The organism is Dyadobacter sp. HNCC25DJ184, from assembly GCF_056895215.1.
Genome location: NZ_JBXHAQ010000014.1, coordinates 1 through 23,154, shown reverse-complemented (window position 1 = coordinate 23,154; position 23,154 = coordinate 1). Strand labels below are relative to the sequence as shown.

Below are 23,154 nucleotides of genomic sequence, written 5' to 3'. Positions count from 1 at the left end.
GGTACAATGTTGGGAAAGATAATTTATGTATGATAACATTTAGTTATAACACATGCCTTTTTGTGATGAAAATATGAATCCTAAATCCAGGACCTTTGAGTATCAAAACAGAAAAGTCATGAATACTCAAAATCAGATTACAAAGCAAACGAGTGGATTACTTGTTAACCTAAGCGAAAACGGCAGAAAAATAATATTCATTGTTTGTGTTGTGCTTAGCATTACACAATTGGTAAGTCCGGCCATGGCCTTACTGATGGGCTTGGTTGTTGCTCAGCTAAGCGGCCACCCATACCTGCACTTAAACCATAAAGCAACGCACTGGCTTTTACAGGCTTCTGTTGTTGGCCTGGGTTTTGGCATGAATGTGCACAGTGCGATTAAAGCAGGCAGTGAGGGCATACTTTTCACATTAGGGTCAATCAGTATGACCTTGGGCTTCGGTTATCTGCTGGGAAAATGGCTGCGTATTGAAGAAAAAACGTCCTTTTTGATTTCGAGTGGAACGGCGATCTGCGGCGGAAGCGCGATTGCAGCAATTTCTCCCGTCATCCAGGCGAAAGAGAAACAGATATCTGTAGCTCTTGGCTGTGTTTTTATTCTCAATTCAGCTGCATTGATCATTTTTCCGCTAGTCGGACATTACTATAATTTGTCCCAGGCTGAGTTTGGCCTATGGTGTGCTTTGGCGATCCATGATACCAGTTCGGTAGTAGGGGCGGCCAGCAAATACGGCGAGCAGGCACTTGAAGTAGCCACCACAGTAAAGCTTGCCAGGGCACTGTGGATTATACCGGTTGCCTTTGCTTCCACCTTTATCTTTAAGAATGAATCTAAAAAGATTAATATTCCTTACTTTATAGGATTTTTCATACTTGCCATGGTGGTCAATACCAATGTCCCTCAGATCGCCCTGGTAAAGCCCTTGTTAACCGGTATCGCTAAGGCGGGGTTAACGCTTACTTTGTTTTTGATCGGTGCTGGCCTGTCACGAAAAGTGCTTACATCCATTGGGTACAAGCCGTTACTTCAGGGCCTTGCACTCTGGATCGTGATCTCGGCCGTTGCCTTGTATGCAGTTGTGCATTGGGCCTGATAAAGGACTTTATAAAAATAAAATATAATGAACGGATGGAAAATCCGGCTAAACTAACTTTAAAAAGAGCTATGCTATTCGATTTTCGTTTGCAGGTATTTCAAGCAGTTGCTACCAGGCTTAATTTTACAAGAGCAGCTTCTGAGTTGTTTATATCCCAGCCTGCTGTGACCAAACATATCCATGAGCTTGAAAGCCAGCTTAAGATAAAACTTTTTGAAAGAGACGGTTCAAAAATCACCCTGACCCAGGCCGGACAGCTGCTGCTGGTGCATACCAAGCAGATACTTGAAGCCTACCGGAACCTGGAATTTGATATCAATGCGCTGGCTGGACGGCATAGCGGTATACTCAGGCTAGGTGCCAGTACCACGCTTGCACAATATGTTTTACCTCCTATTTTAGCCGCATTCCATAATAAGTTACCGGATGTGCAGGTGACACTTACGGTTAATAATACCGAGCAGATCGAGCAGCTGCTTCAGAACAAAATAATTGACCTGGGCGTGATCGAGGGTTATTCTAAAAATACAGCCATCCGGTATTCAGAGTTTCTGAAAGATGAAATCGTGCTGGTTTCCAGTTTGAAAAATACATTTGTAAAATCAGGGTCTATTCTGCCGCAGCAGCTCAAAGAAATTCCGCTTCTTCTTCGGGAGCCGGGTTCGGGAACACTGGAAGTAATCGGACATGCACTAAAAGCGGCAGGCATGAGCCTGTCTGATTTAAAAAGCGAAATGCAGCTTGGAGGAAGCGAAAGTATAAAATTATACATGCTTCATTCTGATTGTATGGCATTGCTTTCGATCCATGCGGTATTAAAGGAGCTTCAAAACAAGGAGTGCTACATTGTCGATATTGAAGGGCTTAACATAGAAAGGTATTTTTATTTCACACAGCTTCATGGTCAGCAAGAAGCGCTTCCTGAACTGTTTATGAAATTTGCCTGCCGTAATGCCGGATTACCCAGGTGATGAAAGTATATGAATGGTACGCTCTTCTATAATGAAATGTTATGGCACATTACTTTTAATGATTTCTATTAGGGCTGTGTTCACCCTATCTTTGTATCATCAATCAGCAGAACGTCATCATACCCTTGAATCTGCCTGAACAATAATTTTCTAAACCTAATAAATATGAAGGATCCAATAACCTTTCTGAAGTTGCTGAAAAATACTCTGACTTGTCTTCTTGGATTGGCAGGTCTGTTGCTGCTGATCACTGGAATTCTACTGCCTGGCCTGGCGCAAAGACCGGCTAAAATTCCATCAGCCAGTGCTGCTAGTGCCCCAAAGAAAACGGAATCAGTGCGGCCGCAAAATCAACTCTGGCAGCCGCCGAAGACAGATTCTATTCCCAAAATCAGCGAGATAGAGCTGATCCGGTATGGAAAAGAGCTGATTGCACACACCGCTGACTACCTGGGGCCAAAAGGAACTGTGATGCAGATTAGTAATGGGATGAACTGCCAGAACTGCCATCTTGACGCAGGTACCAAAATCATGGGCAATAATTATGCGGCGGTATTCAGCACTTATCCCAAATTCAGGGCACGTTCGGGCACAGAAGAGACCATCATCAAACGCATTTCAGACTGCTTTGAAAGAAGTTTAAACGGAACGAAACCCGACAGCGCCAGCAAGGAAATGACAGCGATGATCGCTTACATGAAGTGGCTGGGGAAGGATACTCCCAAAGGTATCGTGCCGAAAGGAACGGGGCTAGAGAAGCTTGCCTACCTTGACCGAGCCGCAGATCCTAAAAATGGGCAGATTATTTACAAAGCCAAATGTGAAAGCTGTCATGGTGTTAACGGTGAAGGAATACCCAATCCGGAGAAAGGGTCTTACATCTATCCGCCGCTTTGGGGTAAAAACAGCTACAACGACGGGGCAGGACTTTACCGGCTTTCCTCCTTTGCAGGCTATGTGGTAAACAACATGCCTTTCGGTGCGAGTTATGAAAACAGGCTATTGACTGAGAAAGAAGCCTGGGATCTTGCCGCATTTGTCAATTCACAGCCACGCCCGCACAAAGACCAAAAAAATGATTGGGTGGACCTTACCAAAAAACCAATTGATTTTCCGTTTGCACCCTATGCTGACGAATTTACAGAGAAACAGCATAAGCTTGGTCCATTCAAGGCTATTGCAGATGCAAAAAAAGAAAGAAAATAATTTAAACAGTACCCTAATCTTTTAAAACCAAAACAGATGAAAACGTTGAAAACAATGATGTATGTAGCAGCAATGCTTATTTCTGCAGGTGCGATTGCGCAGAAATCTCCCGTAAGTCCAGCAGATTTTCACGGAGCTATTGCAGATCAGAAATCCTATAAGGTGGTTTATCAGCTTAATAGTGATGACGAAAAAGTAATTAAAGCAACGATGAGAAACATTATGAATGCGCTGGATGACCCGCGTTTAAATGGAAAACTGGAAGTGGAACTTGTGGCGCATGGCGGGGGAGTGACCGTGTTTAAAAAGGACCAGCCCTATGAAACCCAGCTAAAAGCTTTGCAGCAGCGAGGGGTGATTCTGGCTGAATGCGAGAACACGATGCGAGAAAGAAAAATCAGCAAAGATGAGCTCTTTGACTTTATTTCTTATGTGCCCAGCGGAAACGGAGAAATCATTATCCGTCAGCAGCAAGGCTGGGCCATTGTACATCCATGATCATCATCAACCTATTAACAACAGATATGAAACATTTAGTAATCATCACCGCACTCATTTTGAGTTTAACAAGCCTAAGTCAGCTTCATGCCCAGCAGCAGGAACACCGTTTTGACCCACCCTGGAACAAACCCTGGAACGAAGGCCTTTCCTTTACCGTAGCGGGTGTTGACAATGTGCCTGATCTGTACGGAGATATCGTTGATCCGCAGCTGGTTGTGTTTTTTGCCGGAAACCAGTTTATGGTCATTGATGACCTTCTGGCCGGCTTTAAAAAAGCCTATCCTGATTACACCCGCATTTTTGCTGAGACACTTCCGCCCGGTATTTTGGCCAAGCAAATTAAAAGTGGATCAATAACAGTTGGCAACATGCGGATTTCGCATCAGCCTGATGTTTATACGGCGGGCAAATCCAAGATCTCCGAGATGCAGGATTTTTTTAGCCGCAGCGAAGTATATGCTAAAAACAATCTGGCAATCATGGTGCAAAAAGGTAATCCTAAAAATGTAAAAGGGCTCTGTGATCTTGGAAGGGCAGATGTGATGGTGAGCATGCCCAATCCTGAATGGGAGGGAATTGGAAAAAGGATAGAAGAAGCCTATGTGAAAGCCGGTGGCGAAATGCTACGAAAAAAGATCATGGAGCTAAAAGTAAAAGATAAAACAACGTATCTGACCCAGATCCATCATCGTCAGACGCCCATGCGCATCATGTACGGACAATCACAGGCCGGGCCCGTGTGGTATTCTGAGGCCTATTATCAGAAGATGATCGGCAATCCAATCGAGATGATCCCGGTTCCGGAAAAGGAAAATATCCAGGCAATCTATATGGCCGGGCAGCTCAAAACCGCGCCACATCCCAAAGCTGCCGAAGATTTTATGAACTTTCTGGTCAGCAGCGAAGCAAAAAAGATTTACCGCCAGTATGGCTTTACAGTGGATTAAGCCAATGGTCTATGAAAAGACTTTTTTAGCCAGAGGCTTCTGATAACAGCGACGGCAAATGCACAGCCCGGCACGTGCTATTTAACAATCCGGGAAGCCCGTTTTATGCTGTTAACAAATGTGCACAATAGGCTAGGGTTAAAATAACAATCGGACCTGAAGAAAAATGACAGAAAAGTGCAAGGGTACATGCAGGAATTTTTTGGAGGATCTGAATTTATGCTGGCATAGTTTGTCATAAACCATCAAAGGATATGTAACCAGGAGGTGGGGATGAGAGTAATTGTTTTATTTTACTTACTATCTGCTGTCCAGCCAGTTCAGGAATGAGCCAGTTTTATCTTTTCCGATTAGTAGTTTATCGGGAGTGTCAACGGATAAAGATACGACCAGTTTGCGGGTAAAATAATGCTCTACTTCTTTAACAGCCGTATAGTTTACCAGGTACTGACGGTTAATGCGGAAAAACTGATGTGGTGCCAATTGCTGGTAAATCTCATCCAAGGATTGGTTTACGGGAAATTCCTGGCCATCAAAAGTCGTTATCGTGGTGGTATCATGATGGGTGTAAAAGAACGCAATATTTTCTGTTTGTATGGTTAGATATTTGTTATTCTTAAATACCAGAAAGCCTTTTTTACCACGGACTTCAATTTTATTCAGCAGAACTTCCAGATCCGGCAAAGCATTGTCATGTGTTTGAAAAAAGTTTTTCAGGTGAACGACTTTATCCAGTGCTGCCGTTAAACTTTCCCTGGAAAACGGTTTAAGCACATAATCTACTCCGTTAGCTTTAAAAGCTTCCAGTGCATATTCATCAAAAGCGGTACAGAATATAACCGGCGAAACGACTTTAACCAGCTTAAATATGTCAAAACACAAGCCGTCCGCCAGCTGAATATCCATAAAGATCAGGTCAGGACTTTCATTTTCCCTGATGTATTTAACTGCTGCTTCAACACTTTGTATAGTAGCCAGGATTTTTGCAGTTGGATTGATAGACAAAATTAATTGCCCTAATGCCTTGGCTGTTTTAATCTCGTCTTCGATCAACAGGATTTTCATAAATAAGAGGTAAAATAACCTTAAAGGAAATTGTATTCTGTTCTATTCTGATTTCTTTCTGAGTAAGATGCTGGTAACGCTGATTGATATTTTCCAGTCCCATTCCTGTTGATGCTTCCGGATTTTTCTTTAACTGCAATTGATTTTCAACAATCAGCGTATCATCAGCGGTGTACAATTTAATATTTAAAGGATGTTCAAGAGAAATCACGTTGTGTTTTACACAGTTTTCTACCAGTAACTGCAATGTAAAAGGAGGAATGAAAGTAAAAGCTGCGGATGTCTCAATATTGATATTCAGGTTGATGCCTTCTTCAAACCTCGCTTCCAGTAAAAACATATAAGCCTGCAATATATTTAATTCTTCTGACAGCGGAATAATATCCTGTTGTCTGTTGTTCAGTGTAAAACGGTAAAAATCAGAAAGTTTAAGAACAAACTCCACGGAATGCGCATCGCCAATCTCAATCATCGATTTCAATGTATTCAGGCTGTTAAAAAGAAAATGTGGATTGACCTGCTGTTTCAGTAATTCATATTGTGCCCCGATATGGTCTGCTTTTACACGTTCCAGTTCTATACCGATCAGCTGTGTATGATAACTTTGATAAAGCAGGTATAAAAACATATAAATGGTCAGGTTGATGAGTATGCCGCGAAACTCATACATCATGATCATCGACTCAAATTTATAATGCGGAAACAATAGCTGATGGGCACTGACCAGCAGAAACATTAAACCAATGCCCAAAAGCAAACTGTAGAGCAGTCTGAGATTGAAAAACCGGCTGGTAAATTGTCGGTTTGAAAATTTAGGCAGACTGTATATATTAAAATACCATACAAAAAGGGAAAACAAAAAAGCAACGGATGCATCCACAGCCAGTTCGATAAGCGTAATATGCAGCTGAAGTATTTTCGGTATAGACGCCAGAACGCCCATAAATAAAGCACTGAACCATATCACTCTGGCAGAGACACGAAACACAGTGCTGTTACTCAACCGGACATTGTTTTTGGTAATCATAAAATAGTTGACAGTCGGCCAAAGATAACCTTAAAAAATCATAAGGGCTTATCAAACAGTCTGTTGTAAATCTACTTTTTAAAGTTGATCTGATAATACAACATTCCCGGTTTTAGTGTCGGTTAAAATCACATGACGGAAAGACTGACTATCAACACTGTTAATCGTTTTAACCAGCCCGGTAGACTGACCCATGTATTTGCCATTCGCATCGGTATCAAAAGTATTGATCTGATAATCAGAAGAAAACGGCGCTTTATCTGACCTTGATAAAGCCAGGGTATAAGAGGTGTTCGGTTGTAATGAAGTGAAAATCTGCTCCACCAGATCAGCCAGGCCAATGCTTCGCACAGCAATTCTGCCATGTGATTTTTGATTTGTGTTAACTGCATTTAATGCAATTACCTGTGTGGAAGCCGTATCATTCAGGGCAGAAAGACCGGATTTAGCGTTGATATTAGTTACCGCATTTTCAGCATAAACCAGTGCCTGCGGACTTTGTCCAATCTGGATCGTGCTGATTATTTTCATTGTTTGCAGGTCAACAGCCTGCACCTGGTCAGCGAATTCCAGGCCTACATACAGTAATTTTCCATCCGTCGAAGGCCACAGGCCATGAGGCAAAGCTCCGATATTAACCGTATCGGTTTGTTTAAAATCCTGAGCTGCATCAAATACCCGCAGTTTGTTTTCACCGCCAACTGTAACGAGCATCATCAGTTTATTTTTCACATAACTGAAAGAAACATGATTGGTTATCGCGCCGGTCGTAATCACTTTGGCAACAGACTGAGAAGCGGTATTGATAATGGTAACTTTCCCAGTATCCTTGTGCGTCATGGCTATCCATTCACCTTTGGGACTGGTAAATATATTGGGTGAAAAGGGGCTGGTAACCGGAATCTTTTTTACAATTGTATAAGTTGCTGCATCCACAATATCTACCTCCGGCGTAAAGCTGGAACATATATAGGCCAGTTTGCCATCCGGTGTAAAGGATACCATGCCCGGTCCGTCTGCAACGGGTACGCGCCTGATCTCTGCCATTTTTTCAACATCAATGACACTGATGTATGCTTCTCCTCTCACAGACACCCATATTTGTTTACTATCGGGCGTAAACGTCGGCTCGTGCGGGGAACGGCCAACATAAATGGTCTTCAATATCTGGTTTGTTTCCGTAGAGATCAGGGTAACAGCATTGGAGCCGATGGACACCACAGCCAGTATTTTTTTCTCCTGTGAGTATCGAAGGCCATGCACCAGCGCCTGGCCTTTGTATAAGGGACTCAATACGTTAGGGTAGGGTTTACCCAGTTTAATTTCTCCCAATAACTTATTCGTTGATGGGTCTACAACAGAAACGGTATTGGAAACCTGGTTACCTGTATAAACACGGTCATGAGCATACGGACTTTGGGCAGCGGTAATTAAACCAACAAGATTTAATATGACTGCAAGCGCTATTGTTTTCATTTTCATTTATTTAAGAATAAGGACATTTGTTCAATTTCAACCTGCTGTAAGGAAATAAGTTGTTTGGCAAAACCGGTAATCAGCTGATCACCGGAATATTTTAATATGATTTTGGCCATATCAACAGCGGCCTGGTGATGCGGGACCATCACAGCTGCAAAAGCATGATCAATATCTGTCAGCTGCTCATTTGAAGGCATGGTGTTCATCATGGTCTGCATCGATTGGTTCATAGACTGCTGGTAACCGGAGGGCATTTCTTTGTCCGTTGCAGAAATTTGCTTTAACCACAGGTTCATCTGCTGGATCTCACTGGTTTGCTCAGTCAGAATACTTCTGGCGAGCTGTATCATGTTAAAATCTTTGCCATGCTGAATTTCATACTTTGCCATGGCTACGGCACCTTCATGATGCGGTATCATCTGCTGTATAAAATCAGATTCCGGTGAAGTGGCTTTTGGCAGTTTACTCATTTGTACCATCATGGAATCCATCAGGGTAAGGAGCATGTTTTTACCTGCCGACGAATGCTGATGATGCATCTGCATAGATTGCGCTTTAACGGGCCTGATGGCTGTAAGCAACGCTAATACCAGCATTATTTTGAACGTATTAAATATTTTATTTTTCATGTCTTTCAGATTTAATAGTAAAACTAGGAGGATGAGATTTATTTCCTGCAGCGGCTTTTGTTAAAACCGGCACATTGGAAGCTAAAAGCGGCAGAATTCAGGCTGATTACTATATTGGAAATGACGGAAGATCCAGATGTGCTGCGCATTACGCATGGGAGTATGCAGGATTATCAAAACCGTCCCTGCCGTAGATCTGATGTTCAGATAAATTGACCGTACAGGAACCATAGCCACCCAGAAGCGAATCCAATCATCCACCAGCCTTGGTGCAGACGAACGATACGAACAGATTGCAAAAACATATTCTGAATTTATTAGGCGCTTTCCCCCAAGCCTGATTCCTTCCTACCCGGGGATTTCAGCTGAAACACTGAGTCGGATTTGTTTTTCTATACTTACTACACGAGCCTGTTCCATAAGTGCAGGCTTTTTTGTTGGACGTTCACATATAGAAAATATCTATGTGAAATTTTAGCTAATTTATTCGGTGGTTTTTCCGTACTCTTTGACCCTTCTGTTTTTCTCACCTTTGATTCCTAAAATGCCCAATCACTATACTTCGAAATTACGATTTAGTGGTACACCTAAACAAATTACTGTATAGTGCAAAATGGCACGTTAAATTGTACTATTTGGAATGTGACCAGTCCTGAATATTGGTACCTATATCACGGCAATTTAATTCTGAAATTTTCGTGCAAAAGAGTCCTGAAGTTTACATTCTGGAACTTACGAGAAAGAAAAACCGAAAGGCCTGAGAGTACAGAAATACCACCTTGGCCGTTTTAATAGACTCATGAACCGAGTGCCAAATTAAGCCAATCAAGAACTTTAAAACGTTGCTCTATGATTGGTAATACTGAGTGATGGTGTCTATATTAATTTCTTCAACAACGCCCCCACGGCCTAAGTCGAACCTATAACTATCCCATTCAACTAAAAATTGACAAATAGACTTGGTAAAAATTGGAAAGAGCCTCTAATCCTAGAAATAGACGCTTTCCTCAATTTGTAATCTTTTTGGAGGTTCTACTCCTCAATCACTCAAAAGGAATTTTGGAATAAGCACCAATCTTAGCCTTCAACAGATTCATATCCTCACCAATCTTCTTGTCTACAATTTTTGCATAAATCTGCGTCGTCTTGATACTGCTATGACCCAGCATTTTTGATACACTTTCAATCGGAACCCCATTCGTTAATGTAACGGTTGTCGCGAAAGTATGTCGGGCCAAATGAAATGTAATTGGTTTATTTATTCGGCACAGATCACTAATTTCTTTTAAATACGAATTCATTTTTTGGTTTGAGAGTACTGGAAGCAGAGTGCCGGTATTCTGACATTGGGGATGGTCCTCGTAGGATTTCAATATTTTGAGTGCTGGCGCAAGCAAAGGAATCCTCGAATGACTATCTGTTTTCTGACGACTGATCGTCAGCCATTTTTCGCCGCCGTAACCGTCAATGATGTTCTTCGAACTCAATTTAATGACGTCAACATCGGCAAGACCAGTATAACAGCAGAAAACGAAAATATCCCGCACTTGATTCAACCTGGTGTTCTTGAAATCCTTCCCCGCAATCCTTGATAATTCCTTTTCACTTAATGCACTCCGATTGACATTTTCACGGGTCATTTTGTATTCGGCAAACGGATCCTTGGGAATCCATCCTTTCTTCACTCCTATTAAGACAACCTTCTTAAAATTGATAAGGTATTTCATAACCGTGTTATGTGCACATTTCTTCTGGGTTTTAAGCCAGAATTCGAATTCAGAGATGAATTCGTAATCGAGGGCTGTTAGGTTGATATCCTTCTGTTTGTATTTCCACTGAATAAATTGATAGGTGTAATCCCGGGTTGTTTTGTATTTGGTAAGGGTTACGGGGGCATAGCCATTTCCCAACAACTGCTTCAACTGCTCGTTGTGTCTGTCAAATATCTCAAGCAGTTGAATAGGTCGTTGTTTCTCACCAGTCCATTTGTCCCCGAAGTTTTTGATATTGACTCCTTTGCTTTCATTGATGAGTTCCTGCCGGTAAGCATACACTTTTCCAAGCAAGCTGTCCAGATATATGTTGATCGTCCTTGCCGCTGCGGAATTACCTTTAACCCGGCTTGCTTCAACCGACCACTTTTCCGGTTGAACATACCGGTGGGCACTGGTTTCAAACCTCTTCCCTCCTATCGTAACAGGTAAATAAATTGGCATCAAACCTTCTGTGGTAATCTTTGCCTTCTTGCCATAAAACAGAATACTCAGTCTCGTTTCCATACACCCCATCTTATTTTTGGTTGTCAAATCTAATATTCAATCATGCTTAAGTCAAGATGTTCATTTATCGAACAACTTGCTGACTAATAGATCCTTATAGCAAATTCGGTTACCCGGACACAGTACCCGTTTCGGGTAACCGAATTTATCCCCTAAGGATTGAGAGAATTTGAATGATTTGAGCGGTAGGAGGAAAATAAAAAAGCTTGCAAACCTATGATTTGCAAGCTTTTAACTAATTTTGATTTATTATCTGGCGGTCTGGACGGGACTCGAACCCGCGACCCCATGCGTGACAGGCATGTATTCTAACCAACTGAACTACCAAACCAGATTTCGTTTCCGTTGAAACGTGGGGCAAAAGTACGCATTGAAATTTCAATTACAATCTTTCTGCCTGTTATTTTTTGATAAAACACCCAACTATTTTATAATCTATTGAATTCCAGACCTTCAATAAGAATCTTTAATTATACTTTTTCAAGCCTTTCCACTTTTCAATCAGCATTTCAGCGATGATTTCATATCCTTTGTTAGAAGGATGCAATCCGTCATAAGTCATATTCGATGCTTCGCGGGGATATGGATAGTAGTCTTTTTCCGGATCGAAAGGAATGTTAGTATACTCCGGATAGGTGTAGTCCTGATATTCGCCGGTCTTAGGATTTTTCAGCCTTTTGAAATTGACCATGTTCTCGTATTTAATGCCACTATCGTGGTAGAGGTCAACGACAGGCATTTTTTCAAGCTTCCCTATCGCTACTACTGCATTTGCAAACTCTTCCAAACTACGCTCATTCTTAGTCTTGTAAGATCCAAAGGCATTATTTTTCGGATTATTGATATAAACAAAATCACCTCGCTGCATTGGTGTGATCAATATAATTTTTGCTTCACTATTCAACTGCTTCAGCTTGTTGGTAATAATCCGGAACGCACCATTTAGCGTCCCTGAGCCTGTATTGTTTTGATAGTCAGAAATGGTTCCCAGATTTTTTCCCTGCCACCAGTCGTTGGTACCTAAAAAAACAGTATATATATCTGCATTTACCAACCCTATTGCATCGATCTTGTCTGCAATATTGACAGAAGTCCACCCATTATGTCCCTGATTGATATACTCCACTCCCGGATACTTGTCAGTTATCAAGGTCAGGTATCCGGTAGTGACGCGATTTCCAGTTTCGTCCTGATGATCATTCAAATAAGTGATGGAATCCCCGATTGCCACCCAGGTTAGCTTGCGGGGCGCGGACGCGAAACAAACAGAAATTAGCAGAATAAATAGAAATAGCCTTTTCACAAACACCGAATATTTATGTTGAAGTTTCTTCTTTAAAGGGAATCCCAACTAGTTTTTAACGATTCTGCCGAATATTTTCTTTGAGTCATTAAACAAAATGTGATTGCCACAAAGACTCGGAGACACAAATGTCCAAGACTATTCTTCTCAAAAGTGTAGATTCAGCCACACCGGAAAAAACGCTGTGTTAACTCAGCGCCTAACTCCAATAACTCTGCGTTTAACATAATTTGGCAACAAACTCATTTCGTCATAAACTCCCAGGTAACGTTATTGTATTGGAAAATCTTCCCTGGTATATAGCTCCCTGTGAGAACGCCATTGTTTTGAGTAACATTCAAAGTTGTCCAGCCAAGCTGCCCTTTTTCATAGTCAAACGTTTCCCCGTCGTCATCATATATCCTGCTTGCGCCGGGTTTTGTACCATAATGTCGCAAGGTTAACGGTAATACTACACCCTTTTCAGGAGTATTTAAAACAGGAGGAATCATCGGGATAACCGCGCCATCCGAAACAAAAAGAGGTATGCTCCTCATATCATTTGCGATTTCAATAGTTTCCTCTTCCCCTGCGAACTTGCCGGTATAGAAATCATACCATTTACCTTTTGGTAGAATTACCTTTCTCGACTTTTCACCAGCGAACAACGGAGCCACCAGCAAATAATCGCCCAACATATACTGATCCTTCATGTCCTTTTTAATCGCCTGAGCATATGGATTGTCTGTCGAATTCAGTTTCCCCTCCACCATTTTTTCATCAAATGAAAACCCAGCAACCAAATTCATGGCCCTGATCGGTGGCTTTCCATCGAAGTGATATTGTGCAAAAGTCGTATACAAATAGGGCAAGAGTCTCATTCTCAATAACATTACCTCTTTGACCTGGCCGGCAACATCCGGAAATGTCCAGGGTTTCGTACCATCCGCCCATGCATTGAGCATGGCCATAGGTGACAAACAAACTGTTTGCATACGTCTCAGCCATTCTTCTGAGGTCTTTGAAGAACGGGCTTCGGGCGTCCAAAGTACCCCGATAAAACTGCTGTTGATCAACGCGGTAATAAAATCGTTGTGATTATAATAGTCGTTGTATATCACATATGGCATCGAAGACGCGCCTGCATTCGACGCACGCACCAGGCCATACGTTCTGACATTCTTTTCATGAAACCAGTCCGCCGACATTCTTTGAAATTGCAAACCGTAAGTTTGCCGCACTTGTTCTGCGCTGAAGCCTGAGGGAAATTTAGCCACATCCGGCCACAGCCAGCCATCGTACCCATCTGTTTCGTCTACCTTATATCCCATCACTCCGATGTCCAGATGTTGAGAGCCAAAATGCTTTTTATATGCATTTCTTGCCTGCGGCATATTAAAATCCGGCACCTGCCCTACCCACACCATATGCGAAGCTGTGTATGGCTCTACCTCCTTGAATAGCGGAGAAAGTTTTGATACATAAGGATTTATCCACAAATTGGCTCGAATATTTTTTGCTTTCAATTTTTCTAAAAACAATTTCGGCTGTGGGAAACGGGTCGAATCCCAAACAAAGCTGTTAGGATATGATCGGGTTTGCCAGCCTGGTTCAAGCCCAACAAAACTTAATGGATATCCATTTTTCTCAAAATCAGCAACTTCCTGCAGCACCTGCTCGTCTGTAAACAGGGTCGGTGTACGATGCGTAAAGCCAAGTCCCCATTTTGGAGGAAGCGTCCCGCCGCCGCAATAAAGATTATATCGCTGAACGACCTCCATCGCATCCTTCCCCGCGAAAACATATACTTCAGTTCCAACTGCAGGTACTAACACTTCAACTGCGTCAGAATACGGTTGGGAGTTCCAATCCTTTTGGGTGTTCCTGTTCATTTCGGGAGGCAAATCACCACTCTCCTTTCGAACTCCCGTTCCAGCATAAACTGTGATGTATCTGGCAGAATTGATCAATACGCCATATCCCTTATCAGACACATAAAATGGAACCGGAGCATGTGTCCGGCCATCGTCCTTGCCATTGTAATGATCCACATGTAGCGTTTTGATACTTCCCCGCTGTTGCACCGACTTGAAATTCAGTCCTAATCCGTACAATTGCTCAGCCCTTTGCAAAGGAAAACGCAGATATGTTTTGCCATCGGTCAGCTGGTTCTTACTGTTTTTTAACAGTATCGGAAAAACAGGATTTCCCAGACCATCCAACGCCTGCATTTTTGGAACGATCTGTGCAATACTCAGCGGAGATATCTTTTCCGGCTGACCCACAATCGCTTTCCAAACTCCCGGAGCTACCTGTTTCCACTGAAAATTCTGCTCCTGAGCAAGAGCACTATAAGACAGAAAAAATAAAATGATTAACGAAGAAAACGATCGGTTCATAACTTATGGGTTGATTCACTGACAGATAAAGAAGTTCGGGAACTATAATTACTGAATTTGGAGATCGGAGTACCTATAAATTTGAATATTGCAATTTTTTAGTAACGATACTCACTCACCATGATGCCTATATTTTAATTTGTGTATCTTCGTTGGCGATGCTAATCCGTTGGCAATACACTTTCAAGCCCAACCTCAATCAGACATATGAAAATTAACTTCATCCTATTTTCAACAATTCTATTTCTCGCTGGCTGCCAAGAAAAACCCGGTAAAACCACTGTTGTTTCCGATTCATTTTATCTGAATGGAACCTGGCAATTGGTTTCAAGTAAAATCATTACAAAAGGAGATACCACGGTCACATTTCCGGTCGCCAATCAGGAGATGATCAAGATTTTCAATGACAAAGATTTTGCTTTTTTCAAACATAATATCAACCGCCAACCTGGCGACAGTTCTGTATTTGATGCTGGCAGCGGATCATACACTTTGAATGATGAAACTTACACGGAACATTTAGCTTACTGCACCGCTCGTGAGTGGGAAAACCGGGATTTCTCTTTCAAGTTACGTGTCCAAAACGATACGCTTACTCAGACGGGAATTGAGAAAATCGATAGCCTGAATATCAATCAGGAAATTGTGGAAATTTATGTAAAACGGCGATAGTTCTTTAATCAAAATATTAAGCCATATGAAACTCGATATCAGTATACCTTGCATGATATCCATTTGGCTTTTTGTGCTGATGGCTAGCGATGCATTTGGACAGACAGATGCATCAGCCACTTCCAAAAGATACCTGTTTTACTTTCATGGTCAGGTTGTTACAGAGTTGGGAGATAATGCGGTCAATAATGGAGCACCGGAATGGGGGCCCTATGAATTCTCTAATATACTGGACTCCCTTCGAAAAAGAGGATTTATCGTGATCAGTGAAATCCGGAAAAAGGGTGTTGAAAATGAAGTATATACTTCTAAAGCTTTGGGACAAATTGATAGTCTGCTTAAATTGAAAGTTAACCCAAAAAGCATACTGTTAGTTGGTGCATCCGCTGGCACCGATATAGTTCTGAAAGTCGCATCCCGGCAAAAGAATGATCTAATTAATTACGTGATTATGGGGGGCTGTCGGGATTACACTTTTAAGGATTATGAGAAGATGAGTTTTTCGGGTCGTTTTCTTTCAATTACTGAGAAGTCGGATGAATCACGTGGGTCTTGCCTGCCGCTCTTTACTGGTAAAGTTGATTCAAAAAAGCTCAAAGAAGTACAGCTCAACACAGGTTTCGATCACGGATTTTTTTACAAAGGCAGAAAAGACTGGATTGATCCGATTGTGGATTGGATGGGTGCAAGGTAACGAGCATGGAATGAAGAGGGGCGTGGCAGCAGGGCGAAGGGAATCTTATATTGAATGCCCATCAATACCAATTTGGATAATAGCCGATATACTCATGTTTTCCTCCAAATATCAACTTAAGCATTCCTGAATTAGAGGTTGCTCCGACCGAGCCCGTATTTCTCAATTAATCAACAGGAAAGCCATTATTCATTGAAGATATTGTTCCGCCGAACCTTACTTTCAAAGAAATTAAAATATTACTAATCAGATATTTAAGGACTTTTCAATTCTTCAAGGCCTGATATTCCTCGTAACATCCGTGGTATGAATATTGAAGTTAAATAATCATCGCGTTGAATTAGCGCGATAAGGAATGTCATTCCACTTCTCCCGTAATAAGCCATTTCCCGTAACTAAACTTCCCTTTGTAGCAAAAATGTCCTTTTAATTTAACATCCGAATATGAAAAAATTACTACGACACGCCTGGATATCCGAAAGAGATCTCCACTTTGCCCTAACTTTTCTAATCCTTGTTGCCGTGGGTGGCAAATCAGCTAATGCACAGCCAGGTTCATTAATTTTTAAAGACGAATTTAGCAGCAACACTCTCAGCAGCGACTGGCAGGCTGACAATAACTGGTCTGCGGCTAATGGTTTTGCATATAGTATTTATGACTTTGGCGAACTAGTAACCACCAAAAAATACGATTCGGACTCCTATATAATTGAAACGACGGCAAAAGGTTTCACGTCCAGCTATTGGCGTGAGTTCCGTATCATTTTCGGGCAAGTAGCCCCCGATGATCAACGAACTTATGTTCTCACATATGCCCCTGATTTAGGAGGTCAGCTGATATTGGGGAAGTCTACGGACAATATTTACTATCCTCAAACATTAGATGCTGTGGGGATTTATCCGAAGTTGGAAAAAGATAAGCCCTATAAATTGAAAATCGCACGTTACAAAAGCGGACTTTTACAGATATATATGGACAAAGGAGCCGGATACGGACAGACGCCCCTCCTCGAAGCTATCGACAATTCCTATCAACAACTAGGGCATTTTGGGTGGCAGGTAAGCACCCAAACCGCCCCGGAAGCATTTTACGTAGATCGCATAGAAGCTCGGGTACCACAAACTGAAAAACCAGCCATTCCTGAAAGACCCGAAGATGATAATCTGATCACGCAGGTTTCCGCTGCGTCTGGTAAAGCATATCAAGTGGGAAAATTGAACAGCGGTTCACAACTGTATACGGATCGAGCGTTTCAGGCTACCTCCGTGCCAGACTATCTGGCTGGAGCATCCTTCGTGCTAACTGCGATGGACGATAAGAAAGAGGCTGACAAGTTCGAGCTCGTTACCTATATGAAAAAACAGGCAGTCGTATTCGTCGCTTACGATCTCAGGGCAACAGTCCTGCCCGGCTGGCTGAACAGCTGGCACAAAACCGGGGATATAGTCGGTACGAATGATCCGCAAATGAAACATCTCCAGCTGTACAGTAAACTAATTAATTCCTATCAATCTTACCCATATCCTTTTGTGTTAGGAGGAAATTTGGCTAGCCCCGCCGTGGGAGCGCAGTCAAATTATATCGTCGTTGCAGTAGAAACTCCGGGAAGTCAAAACCTTCAAGCCGAAAACGCGTTTGTCTCCGGAGCGAAAGTTGCGAAAGACCGGCCAGGTTATTCGGGTACCGGGTTTGTCGATTTTATTAATGATAGCAAGGACTATATTGAGTGGACAACTCAGATAAAAGTGGCAGGTACCTATTCTCTAAGCTTTCAATTTGCAAATGGGTCTGCAAAAAGCCGTGCCGTGGCTATTTCTGTGGATAATAATATTGCGCAAAATGCATCTTTCCCGTCTATCACCAACTGGGATAATTGGGCCACATACTCTGGACCAAGGATATTTCTGAAGGTAGGAACACACAAAATCAGGATGGCGGCTATGGGTCAAAGCGGTCCGAATATCGACTTTCTCAACCTGTCTTATTTCGATGCGGCACCAGAAGGCACGGCAGGTAACTCACTCGCCAGAACTGGGATTATCGATTTTGAGGGGACCAGTAAGACCATCGATTCTTCACCAAAAGCCTACCCCAACCCATTTGAAAGCTCAGCCAAAATTTCTTACGAACTTCTGGAAAAGAAACAGGTCAACCTAACTATCTATTCAACGAATGGCCAAAAACAAGCTGTGTTAGTCGACAAACTTCTCGAAAGCGGGAAATATGAAACAGAAATCCCTGCCAGCAGCCTGCCGGGAGGGATATATATTTATTCGTTGCAAGTTGGCGATGAAGTGTTTTTGGGAAAAGTCGTTAAGAAGTAGGATTCAAAAGGCGTCATATTTTAGTGCCCTCAAATTATAAACTGTTACTAAAGGGTAACACCTGTAAAGGATTGATATTACCTACTTTCCGATACAAAAAGTAATCAAACCGCTCAACAAGCTAATTATCAATATTTTACATTTCGTAAACTCTACTCAGGTAACAAGTGGGTAACAAAATTTCAAATTTTAATAATTTCTCCCATAATTTCCCCGGTTATTTCTCCCAAAACTCGCGACTATCTGCTGGACAAAATGTAATCACTGATTTCTATTGAGTACACTGACAACCAGTTTCTTCACAGTTTCCATCTCCTCCGGTTTGCTTGCGGCGGCAAATAAGGTTAGGCTGGCAAGTGCTTCGTTGCTAATTATTGGCTCCCCAGACCTGGACTCTAAGAGAGAATTTCTTTCTAAAAATAACAAGAAACACGCAGCTGCAATCCGCTTATTACCATCCACAAAACCATGGTTCTTTATAATGAGATATAGCAAAGTCGCTGCCTTTTCCTCTATGGATGGATAAAAATCTACGTCACCAAAGCCTTTACTGATTTGTATCACTGCGCTTTGGAAACTCTCATCTTTTTCCTTTCCAAAAACATCAGAATCAAAATCGGCTTTCATGATTTCGACGATTTGCTGGTAGTCGGATAGCTCCGGATAAATTGCCTGTGTGGTGCTGATTCCTTTACGGTCTAATTCTTCATGGTCATAATCGTCCAGTAATTCCAAACCCTTTGCAAATTGACTCAGCCATGCAAAATCAGTATCGGTAATCTTACTTTCTATCGCCCTACCTAAAATCCGAATACCGTCTTTCAGTGTTTGCACTTGCTGTTGTTTTTGAGCCAGTCGTTTCTCATTGATTGAGTACCCTTGGACTAGGTAGTCTTTCAAGCGCTGGGTTGCCCATTGACGGAATTTTGTTCCTTGTTTAGTATTTACTCTATATCCAACAGCTATGATGACATCTAAGTTATAGTGAATACGATCCCGCTCAATTAAACGATTACCCTCCTGTTGAACTGTTCGGAATTTCCGAACAGTTGCCTGTTCATCCAGCTCATTGGATAAAAAGATATGTTTAATGTGCTCACTTATGTTCGCCTTGCTCGAAGCAAACAATGCAACCAACTGTAAATTGGTTAGCCATACAGTATCTTCCTGGAAGGCTACTTCGATTTGGGTCTGTCCATCACTACTCTGGTATATTTCGATTTGGTTATTCATATTTATTATATTCTCTTCTCAGCAGCGTCAACATACAGTAATAATCAAGTTTAGAAAATCCGAGGTCAATAATAGACAAAATAAATTTCACTACTCACCAACAGCAAACAACTTCCATCCCCATTGATTTTTCTCCTTATTAAAAGATTTAATGGCTGAACCCTTAACAAACATACCGTTAACCATTTTTCGACTCGAAACGAATGTTGGGTGAACATATGCGTCGCTTACAAAACCAAAGGATTTCCCCTCAGAAATTCTTAGATCGCCCTCAATTTCTTTAACAAACTGATTTCGGAAAGTAGGATCGTCAATTTTTTTCACTGTGTGAACTTGATAGATACCTCCTAGCGTACCCGACTGAAAGCGAACTCGGAGCGTGTCACCCACTTGTATCTGTCGAAGGAATCGTTCATATTTAAAAAATCCATACTTTGACTCTGACCCTATAAAATTCAACATCTTACCATCAGAATTGACAAATTCGACAATTACAGTTTCCTCTGGAGCGTCCGCAAACAATAATGATTCCGCAGTATCGAGGCCATTTTTATAAAAGTTAATATTAGATGAACTTGACGTCGCCTCCGTGTACCAATTTTGACCTAACCAGTTACTAACTTCATTCGGTATTGGCCAGTGATTTTGAGTACGAGCAGCTAATAACAGTTGAATTTCTGTTTTCGCTTCGTTATGTAAGCCCTTGCGTACGAGAATTGAAGCCATTTTTTGCCGAAGCTTCACTAACATTTCATCCTTGGCAAAACAACTCAATGCCTTGCAATAACAAGCAAAAACAACTTCCGGATTATCTTTGTAAATCTCTGCAAAGATTTCCCATACCCAAAAATCATTCTTTTTACGTCTAGCAAATGGAAGAAATGACGCCAGAACATTATTATCACTATCTCCCAGAGCTAGCAACAACTTGGCCTTAAAATAGGCTGGATACTGGAACTTAGGGTAGTTTTCAACAATCGAATCAATTAACGGCAGGAAGGATTCCACTTTTGATTTGTCAAAAATCAAAATACCTGAAACAGCTTTCTGAGGCAATAAATGTTTGGCATAGGCAATGTAAACTTGTTCCACCAACGCCATCACTTCTTGGCCATTAGGTAATTTTTCCTTTTCAAAATCCTCGTCGCGAAAACTACTCAGGCTCCACCAGTCAATAAAAGCTATATACTTGTTAGTATCCTTAAACACCTTATGGAACGCCTTTAATAGAAAACTGTATCCTTCTGAGGGTTTTGAGAAATAAAAAGGCTGTATGGTTTTGAATAACAAATCAACTTTACTAATCGGAACAGCACTCAGCTTAGCCAATGAAAACACAATGATACCAACCTGAAACCCTACCGAATCAAAGATTATTTTTTCATCCTCGGGAAGGTCTAACTCTACAATACCGTTGAGTTTATCCAGGAAAGCATCAAATTGCTCAGCATGGTTGTTAACCTTCAAGTACTCGTAATAAACCCAACCAATATTCCGCTTTGCCCAAATGTTATCCGGATCGGCATCCAATTCGGACTGTGCCATTGCCAGTGCCTCATCCAACTTTCCGGCTTTACGTAGCTCCTTTATTTCCTTAGACGGCATGGGCTGCAAGTTTACTTATCAGAAGTGTAAGTGAATCTGTTGGTTCACCCTGAAATGCTTTTGGTTGAGCCTTTGTTATTTTTCCATTTTTATCAAAATAGAATTGCAGTGAGGCAAATCCTGTTTTTGTCTGGAAAATATAAAGCACGTAATAACTCAATTGATATTCTTTAACACCTGAAATAACAATATCCAATTCCGAGCAGGCAGTTGAGATTTTGGTAAAGAGCTTTGAAAGAGGCAAAGTGGTCGGAGTGTAAACCACCTCAACTTCAATCCTTTTAAACAGATTAACGATAGACAATAATCTCTCGCCAATACTGGCATCTCCTTTCACTAGTAAAAATTTACCAAAGATACCCGCTCCATCATGATTCGCCTGAATTCTTATCTCCTGTTCATCGTGCACTAAATGATATATCTCTAGATATGGTTTTGATTCCGCTGTCCTTAATTGAAACGGGGTATCCTGGATCTTTTCCAATATTTCATAATACTTCGCACTCTTGCAAGGATGTGAACCTGGTAAATGATATGGAGAAACTGAAACATTCAAGAAATGAATAGCGTCGGCTCCAAGTGAGTTTAATAATGTAATTGGATCGAAATTAATGGCGTCAAGAGCACCAAAACTTGGAGGAGAAATATTGTAGCACACCCGTTTTGCTCTGGTCAAAGCAGTGTAGCACCAGCGAAGTTGTGCATCTCTAATACCGACCTGACCTCGGTAATCTACAAAGGTGGTATCCCACTCGCTACCTTGCGCTTTATGACAGGTAATAGCGTATCCGTATTTTACACGTAGAGCATTAAAATACGGATCCTTTTTCAACTTATCCTTAAATTCCTCAGAGCCTTCTCTAAAATGTGGAAACCCTTTCTTCCTATGCTCACTTTGTTCCTCGTTGAAACGAATTATAAAATTAATGTACAATGCTTTAAGCTCCGTTACAGATAATGAAGGCAAAGGGCTATTGAGCAACGATTCAATAATTTTACATGGCACATCCTGGTCGTGATGGGGGAATCTCACAACGATGTTTCTGAATTGTAGCTCTACAACTTTTCGAATTCTCTCTTTTCCTTCTGTCACATACACAGGCGCCGATATGGACTCGACCGTATCTGAAACGGACACTACTGTAGCCATGTCACCATTGTATAGTTCTAAACCGTAAGCATGGTAATTGTTGCTATTGATAAGAAGGACGTCTCCGACAGTAATTGTTTGATACTTGCCCGGAAAAATTTTCTCCCGAATAGACTGGTTATATGAAAGCGCCTGAGGGTTAGAATAGCAAATAATCACTCCGTTCCCTATCTCAGGGTTTGGGAACAATTCTGTATATCTGGTTGCGGGTAACTCATCACTCAAATGAATAAAATTGTCGTCATCAAATTCAAGATTCAACTCTGAACGTTTTTCAGTTGCAAGAAGCTCCCTAAAAACGATGGCATTCCTCTGAATAGGATTTTCCTTTACCTGACGATGTACTTCTTTCATCTCTGTTGATTCCACTACAATGTCTGCTTCCAGAAAAAAGCTTTCTTCAAGTGCCAAAGACTTAGAGTCCGCTACAGGAGGCAACTGTGCCGGATCTCCTACGAAAATAATTTTATTCTGACTAGTCTTTATTTTAGCATACGTCAAGAGATCATTCAGCAGCTTGCCCGTCCCAAAAGTGAAGAGCTCATGTTCTGTTTTCGAATTGGAGATCATAGAAGCCTCGTCGACGATGAT

At 41.6% G+C, this 23,154-nt stretch carries 18 protein-coding genes and 1 tRNA gene; 8 read left to right on the top strand and 11 right to left on the bottom strand.

The genetic code is table 11. The features are described from left to right. Positions 1-118: 118 nt before the first annotated feature. The 5 genes from AC1XUD_RS19655 (at position 119) to AC1XUD_RS19635 (ending at position 4,724) form a co-directional block, all read left to right on the top strand. Positions 119-1,096, top strand: a complete 978-nt coding sequence (locus AC1XUD_RS19655) for a YeiH family protein (RefSeq protein ID WP_082218000.1) — start codon at positions 119-121, stop codon at positions 1,094-1,096. A 71-nt stretch (positions 1,097-1,167) separates the two neighbouring features. Then, positions 1,168-2,070: a LysR substrate-binding domain-containing protein gene (locus AC1XUD_RS19650; protein WP_082217999.1), complete on the top strand. Its 903-nt coding sequence runs from the start codon at positions 1,168-1,170 to the stop codon at positions 2,068-2,070. A 165-nt stretch (positions 2,071-2,235) separates the two neighbouring features. Then, the gene (locus AC1XUD_RS19645; protein ID WP_082217966.1) at positions 2,236-3,276 is read left to right on the top strand and encodes a c-type cytochrome; all 1,041 of its coding nucleotides are present in this window, start codon (positions 2,236-2,238) and stop codon (positions 3,274-3,276) included. 36 nt (positions 3,277-3,312) lie between these two features. Then, positions 3,313-3,774, top strand: coding sequence for a DsrE family protein (locus AC1XUD_RS19640; protein ID WP_082217965.1), 462 nt, complete (start codon positions 3,313-3,315; stop codon positions 3,772-3,774). Between the two features lie 26 nt (positions 3,775-3,800). Beyond that, a complete protein-coding gene (locus tag AC1XUD_RS19635) occupies positions 3,801-4,724 on the top strand; it encodes a molybdate ABC transporter substrate-binding protein (RefSeq protein WP_082217998.1) in 924 nt (307 codons plus the stop codon). A gap of 300 nt (positions 4,725-5,024) precedes the next feature. On the opposite strand, the gene AC1XUD_RS19630 is transcribed toward AC1XUD_RS19635, so the two are convergent. The 8 genes from AC1XUD_RS19630 to AC1XUD_RS19595 form a co-directional block, all read right to left on the bottom strand. Continuing rightward, positions 5,025-5,789, bottom strand: a complete 765-nt coding sequence (locus tag AC1XUD_RS19630) for a LytR/AlgR family response regulator transcription factor (protein ID WP_082217964.1) — start codon at positions 5,787-5,789, stop codon at positions 5,025-5,027. Then, complete coding sequence (locus tag AC1XUD_RS19625; protein WP_082217963.1) at positions 5,758-6,816, bottom strand: sensor histidine kinase; 1,059 nt, start codon at positions 6,814-6,816, stop codon at positions 5,758-5,760. Before AC1XUD_RS19625 ends, AC1XUD_RS19630 begins: the two co-directional genes overlap by 32 nt. Before the next feature lie 78 nt (positions 6,817-6,894). After that, positions 6,895-8,292, bottom strand: coding sequence for a YncE family protein (locus AC1XUD_RS19620; RefSeq protein WP_229208587.1), 1,398 nt, complete (start codon positions 8,290-8,292; stop codon positions 6,895-6,897). Positions 8,293-8,294: 2 nt separating this feature from the next. Beyond that, positions 8,295-8,924, bottom strand: a complete 630-nt coding sequence (locus tag AC1XUD_RS19615; protein ID WP_082217961.1) for a DUF305 domain-containing protein — start codon at positions 8,922-8,924, stop codon at positions 8,295-8,297. A gap of 1,043 nt (positions 8,925-9,967) precedes the next feature. Next, complete coding sequence (locus AC1XUD_RS19610; RefSeq protein WP_483362744.1) at positions 9,968-11,203, bottom strand: site-specific integrase; 1,236 nt, start codon at positions 11,201-11,203, stop codon at positions 9,968-9,970. A 254-nt stretch (positions 11,204-11,457) separates the two neighbouring features. After that, positions 11,458-11,534, bottom strand: a tRNA-Asp gene (locus AC1XUD_RS19605). A 135-nt stretch (positions 11,535-11,669) separates the two neighbouring features. Continuing rightward, the gene (locus tag AC1XUD_RS19600; RefSeq protein WP_483362743.1) at positions 11,670-12,506 is read right to left on the bottom strand and encodes an SGNH/GDSL hydrolase family protein; all 837 of its coding nucleotides are present in this window, start codon (positions 12,504-12,506) and stop codon (positions 11,670-11,672) included. 242 nt (positions 12,507-12,748) lie between these two features. Next, positions 12,749-14,884, bottom strand: coding sequence for a glycoside hydrolase family 31 protein (locus tag AC1XUD_RS19595; RefSeq protein ID WP_483362742.1), 2,136 nt, complete (start codon positions 14,882-14,884; stop codon positions 12,749-12,751). A 207-nt stretch (positions 14,885-15,091) separates the two neighbouring features. Here AC1XUD_RS19595 and AC1XUD_RS19590 point away from each other — a divergent pair, with 207 nt between their 5' ends. The 3 genes from AC1XUD_RS19590 (at position 15,092) to AC1XUD_RS19580 (ending at position 18,575) form a co-directional block, all read left to right on the top strand. Next, complete coding sequence (locus AC1XUD_RS19590; RefSeq protein ID WP_483362741.1) at positions 15,092-15,556, top strand: hypothetical protein; 465 nt, start codon at positions 15,092-15,094, stop codon at positions 15,554-15,556. Positions 15,557-15,581: 25 nt separating this feature from the next. After that, positions 15,582-16,250 carry a hypothetical protein gene (locus AC1XUD_RS19585; protein ID WP_483362740.1) on the top strand — a complete coding sequence of 223 codons (669 nt, stop codon included), beginning with the start codon at positions 15,582-15,584 and terminating at the stop codon, positions 16,248-16,250. A gap of 444 nt (positions 16,251-16,694) precedes the next feature. After that, positions 16,695-18,575 carry a T9SS type A sorting domain-containing protein gene (locus AC1XUD_RS19580; RefSeq protein WP_483362739.1) on the top strand — a complete coding sequence of 627 codons (1,881 nt, stop codon included), beginning with the start codon at positions 16,695-16,697 and terminating at the stop codon, positions 18,573-18,575. Positions 18,576-18,836: 261 nt separating this feature from the next. Here AC1XUD_RS19580 and AC1XUD_RS19575 read toward each other — a convergent pair whose 3' ends face one another. From AC1XUD_RS19575 to AC1XUD_RS19565, 3 genes are all read right to left on the bottom strand, one after another. Beyond that, complete coding sequence (locus tag AC1XUD_RS19575) at positions 18,837-19,808, bottom strand: virulence RhuM family protein/type II toxin-antitoxin system death-on-curing family toxin (protein WP_483362738.1); 972 nt, start codon at positions 19,806-19,808, stop codon at positions 18,837-18,839. A 90-nt stretch (positions 19,809-19,898) separates the two neighbouring features. Next, positions 19,899-21,338: a DUF7017 domain-containing protein gene (locus AC1XUD_RS19570; RefSeq protein ID WP_483362737.1), complete on the bottom strand. Its 1,440-nt coding sequence runs from the start codon at positions 21,336-21,338 to the stop codon at positions 19,899-19,901. A 64-nt stretch (positions 21,339-21,402) separates the two neighbouring features. Continuing rightward, positions 21,403-23,154: ATP-dependent DNA helicase (locus AC1XUD_RS19565; protein ID WP_483362736.1), on the bottom strand; the 1,752-nt coding region annotated here is incomplete at its 5' end.

Coding starts and splice junctions, on each gene's coding strand:
- AC1XUD_RS19655 (WP_082218000.1), top strand. CDS start 119: ATGAATACTCAAAATCAGATTACAAAGCAAACGAGTGGATTACTTGTT.
- AC1XUD_RS19650 (WP_082217999.1), top strand. CDS start 1,168: ATGCTATTCGATTTTCGTTTGCAGGTATTTCAAGCAGTTGCTACCAGG.
- AC1XUD_RS19645 (WP_082217966.1), top strand. CDS start 2,236: ATGAAGGATCCAATAACCTTTCTGAAGTTGCTGAAAAATACTCTGACT.
- AC1XUD_RS19640 (WP_082217965.1), top strand. CDS start 3,313: ATGAAAACGTTGAAAACAATGATGTATGTAGCAGCAATGCTTATTTCT.
- AC1XUD_RS19635 (WP_082217998.1), top strand. CDS start 3,801: ATGAAACATTTAGTAATCATCACCGCACTCATTTTGAGTTTAACAAGC.
- AC1XUD_RS19630 (WP_082217964.1), bottom strand. CDS start 5,789: ATGAAAATCCTGTTGATCGAAGACGAGATTAAAACAGCCAAGGCATTA.
- AC1XUD_RS19625 (WP_082217963.1), bottom strand. CDS start 6,816: ATGATTACCAAAAACAATGTCCGGTTGAGTAACAGCACTGTGTTTCGT.
- AC1XUD_RS19620 (WP_229208587.1), bottom strand. CDS start 8,292: ATGAAAACAATAGCGCTTGCAGTCATATTAAATCTTGTTGGTTTAATT.
- AC1XUD_RS19615 (WP_082217961.1), bottom strand. CDS start 8,924: ATGAAAAATAAAATATTTAATACGTTCAAAATAATGCTGGTATTAGCG.
- AC1XUD_RS19610 (WP_483362744.1), bottom strand. CDS start 11,203: ATGGAAACGAGACTGAGTATTCTGTTTTATGGCAAGAAGGCAAAGATT.
- AC1XUD_RS19595 (WP_483362742.1), bottom strand. CDS start 14,884: ATGAACCGATCGTTTTCTTCGTTAATCATTTTATTTTTTCTGTCTTAT.
- AC1XUD_RS19590 (WP_483362741.1), top strand. CDS start 15,092: ATGAAAATTAACTTCATCCTATTTTCAACAATTCTATTTCTCGCTGGC.
- AC1XUD_RS19585 (WP_483362740.1), top strand. CDS start 15,582: ATGAAACTCGATATCAGTATACCTTGCATGATATCCATTTGGCTTTTT.
- AC1XUD_RS19580 (WP_483362739.1), top strand. CDS start 16,695: ATGAAAAAATTACTACGACACGCCTGGATATCCGAAAGAGATCTCCAC.
- AC1XUD_RS19575 (WP_483362738.1), bottom strand. CDS start 19,808: ATGAATAACCAAATCGAAATATACCAGAGTAGTGATGGACAGACCCAA.